Source organism: Marinitoga hydrogenitolerans DSM 16785 (assembly GCF_900129175.1).
Taxonomy (GTDB): Bacteria; Thermotogota; Thermotogae; order Petrotogales; family Petrotogaceae; genus Marinitoga; species Marinitoga hydrogenitolerans.
Map to the genome: position 1 here is coordinate 1 of NZ_FQUI01000075.1, position 3,145 is coordinate 3,145.

The 3,145-nt window shown below is 28.1% G+C and carries 3 protein-coding genes; 1 reads left to right on the forward strand and 2 read right to left on the reverse strand.

Annotation, left to right across the window (positions count from 1 at the left end; translation table 11 throughout):
• Window positions 1–184 precede the first annotated feature (184 nt).
• A complete protein-coding gene (locus tag BUA62_RS11165; protein ID WP_072866110.1) occupies window positions 185–1,360 on the reverse strand; it encodes an ABC transporter permease in 1,176 nt (391 codons plus the stop codon).
• Between the two features lie 111 nt (window positions 1,361–1,471).
• On the opposite strand from BUA62_RS11165, the gene upp reads away from it, so the two are divergent.
• Window positions 1,472–2,107: a uracil phosphoribosyltransferase gene (gene upp, locus BUA62_RS11170; RefSeq protein WP_072866111.1), complete on the forward strand. Its 636-nt coding sequence runs from the start codon at window positions 1,472–1,474 to the stop codon at window positions 2,105–2,107.
• 21 nt (window positions 2,108–2,128) lie between these two features.
• Here the strand turns inward: upp and ftsY are convergent, their stop codons facing one another.
• On the reverse strand, window positions 2,129–3,034 hold the full coding sequence (ftsY, locus tag BUA62_RS11175; RefSeq protein ID WP_072866112.1) for a signal recognition particle-docking protein FtsY: 906 nt from the start codon (window positions 3,032–3,034) through the stop codon (window positions 2,129–2,131).
• Window positions 3,035–3,145 lie beyond the last annotated feature (111 nt).

The following is a 3,145-nucleotide window of genomic DNA, read 5'->3' on the forward strand; positions in this document are numbered from 1 at the left end:
CTAATTTTGCTTTTTATAAAAAGTTAACATTTGATATTTTTCGCTATATTTCAGCGTTATCTCTTTTTTTAAAAAAAACAATTGTCAAAGTCAGGTGAAAAATTCGAAAAAATTGGTAAAGAATTAAATATTATCAAATAAAAGGCTGGGATAATTCCCAGCCTTTTATTCTTTTAAATTATTTTTATTTTTTTTCTACATAGGAAAGAGAAATATAACTAACTATAAACGATACTACTGTAAACAATAAAATTACATATATATCTTTCACAACTAAAGAGAGATTATAATTCAATAATGCCACTTTTCTTAATGAATCTATAGAATATTTTATAGGCAGAATATACGACCATTTATACCACATTGAATCTTTTGGAATTGAAATTAAAACATCTCCAAAAAGAACCATTGTTCCAATAAAAATAGCCAATAAAAATGTTGTTGTTCTTGTTGTTTTTGAAAGAGAAGCAATTAACAATCCAAATGTTGCAAACATTAAAACATTCAAAATTATCAAAATCATCATATATATTTCTTTACCAGCAAAATTACTTCCAAAATATTTGAATACATAAAAAGTAATAATACTCGATATTAATCCTAAAAGCACATAAGTTAACAACTTATATATTGAAAATTCCCAAATTTTTAATCCGTTTGCTCTATATATATCAAGTAATCCATTTTCTTTTGTTTGAGAAACAGAAATACCTATACCTCCCATTGAAAAAATAAGTACTAAGACCAATATAGTTGAAGGGGCTAACATATCTTGGAAATCTAAAGATGCATTTTTTATATTTGTTAAACTTCCATCATTAATATTAGGTATTTGTATCTCAATATCTGGAGGGTTTCTGTTTTTATCAACTGAAATCCCACCTTTCAATAAAAACTGCGTGGTTGACCCTGCAGAAATTTCAGGAATACCTGAAAGTTCATTAAACAATGCTTTTACAACAGTATATATTGCTACACTACTGCTTAAGTCATTAGGATTAGGTACCAAAATAAGCTTTGTATCCTTATAATTTTTTAAATCATTCATAAAACCTTTGGGAACTATCAAAATTGAATCATATTCATTACTTTTTATTGCATCTATTAATTCAGCATGAGAAGTTATTTGAACTGCATCTTTCCATTTAAAAAATTGGCTTAAAAAAAGAAATCCGAATTTTCCTAAAAAAGAATTATCTTCATTATAAACAGCAATTTTGTAATCTGATAACATATTTTCAGGGAATAAATTCGAACCCAAATAAGATAACAAAAAAGGCACAATTATCAACGCAAATAAAAAACCTTTGTTTCTAAAAATCTTAAGTAATTCATATTTCATCAATGAGAGTATCTTCATTTAATCACCCCTATTTTCTAAATCTTTATATATTCTATCAAAAAAATTAAATTGTTCAAAGCATTTTTATGGTATAATTGTTAAAAGAATATAAAAAAAGGAGGCACAACTATGAAATTTTCAAATCTTACTGTTGTTGAACATCCCTTAATTAAGCATAAACTTACAATTATGAGAAACAAAGAAACTGGTCCAAAAGAATTCAGAGAATTATTAAAAGAAATAACTCAATTGTTAACTTATGAAGCTACAAGAAATTTACCCACAATAAACGTCAAGATTGAAACTCCTATTCAAACTACAGTAGGAGAAATGGTTGAAGATAAAAAAATTACAATAGTTCCTATTTTAAGAGCTGGTTTGGGAATGATGGATGGTATTCTTAGTCTTGTCCCTAATGCAAGTATTGGTTTTCTAGGTATATATAGAGATCCAGATTCATTAAAACCTGTAGAATATTATTTGAAATTTCCACCTTTTTCTGAAAATCATTATGTATTTATCGTAGATCCAATGTTAGCTACAGGTTTTTCGATAAGATACGCAATTAAAAAGGTTAAAGAATTTGGGGTTAAAAATATAATTGTTATGTCATTATTATCAGCACCAGAAGGGATTAAAAATATTGAAGAAGACTATCCGGATGTAAAAATATACACAGCATCTCTTGATGAAAAATTAAATGATCATGCTTATATTATTCCTGGTTTAGGTGATGCTGGAGATAGATTATTCAGAACAAAATAAAACCGATGCTTTTGCATCGGTTTATTCTTCTATACCAAGTAATGCATTACAATACATTTCAGGATCAAAAATTTGAAGATCTTCAGCTTTTTCTCCAACACCTATAAGCTTAATTGGTATTTTCAACTCTTGATTTATGGCAAAAGCTATGCCGCCTTTTGCTGTTCCATCCAATTTTGTTATTGCTATACCACTTAAATCTATTGCTTCTTTAAATACCTTTGCTTGAATTATCCCATTTTGCCCCGTCGTACCATCTAAAACTAATAATATTTCATGTGGTGCATCTGGAATAACCTTTTGTATTACTCTCTTTATTTTTTTCAATTCTTCCATCAAATTACTTTTTGTATGTAATCTACCCGCTGTATCTATTATAACCACATCTTTATTCTTAGAAATCGCATGATTTAATGCATCATATGCAACTGCTGCTGCATCTGAACCATGCGAATGAGCTATTACATTAATATTCAATCTTTTACCCCATTCTTTTAATTGCTCAATTGCTGCTGCTCTAAATGTATCCCCTGCTGCAAAAACTACATCTTTCCCTTTTTCCTTATATAATTTCCCTAATTTAGCTATAGTTGTTGTTTTTCCGGTACCGTTAACTCCAACAACTAATATAACGAATGGTTTTTTATCTGGATTTAAATTGAGTGGTTTATTATCCAGATGTTCTACCATAATGTCTCTTAATAATAACAATGGATCTTCGCTTTTCTCTTTTTTATATCGTTCTTTTAATTTCTCTAAAATATCTTTAGTACTTTCTACACCAACATCGGATAAAATCATTATTTCTTCGAGCTCTTCTAAAACATCCTCATCCAAAATTCTCCCCGAAAATAAGGTCTTAATATTTCCAAAAAACTTTTCTCTTGTTTTTTTTAGTCCTTCTGCAATTTTATTAAAAAATCCCATACTCAACCTCCTACTTTTATATTAGTACCATCTTCAAAAATTCTAAAACCCTATTGTTTACAATACTTTCATATTATCTTTTTAAGAGGTTTGCCTCCCTGGTGTATAATA

Excerpts from the sequence above, each read along its gene's own strand:
- BUA62_RS11165 (WP_072866110.1), bottom strand. The coding sequence starts at position 1,360 with ATGAAGATACTCTCATTGATGAAATATGAATTACTTAAGATTTTTAGA.
- upp (WP_072866111.1), top strand. The coding sequence starts at position 1,472 with ATGAAATTTTCAAATCTTACTGTTGTTGAACATCCCTTAATTAAGCAT.
- ftsY (WP_072866112.1), bottom strand. The coding sequence starts at position 3,034 with ATGGGATTTTTTAATAAAATTGCAGAAGGACTAAAAAAAACAAGAGAA.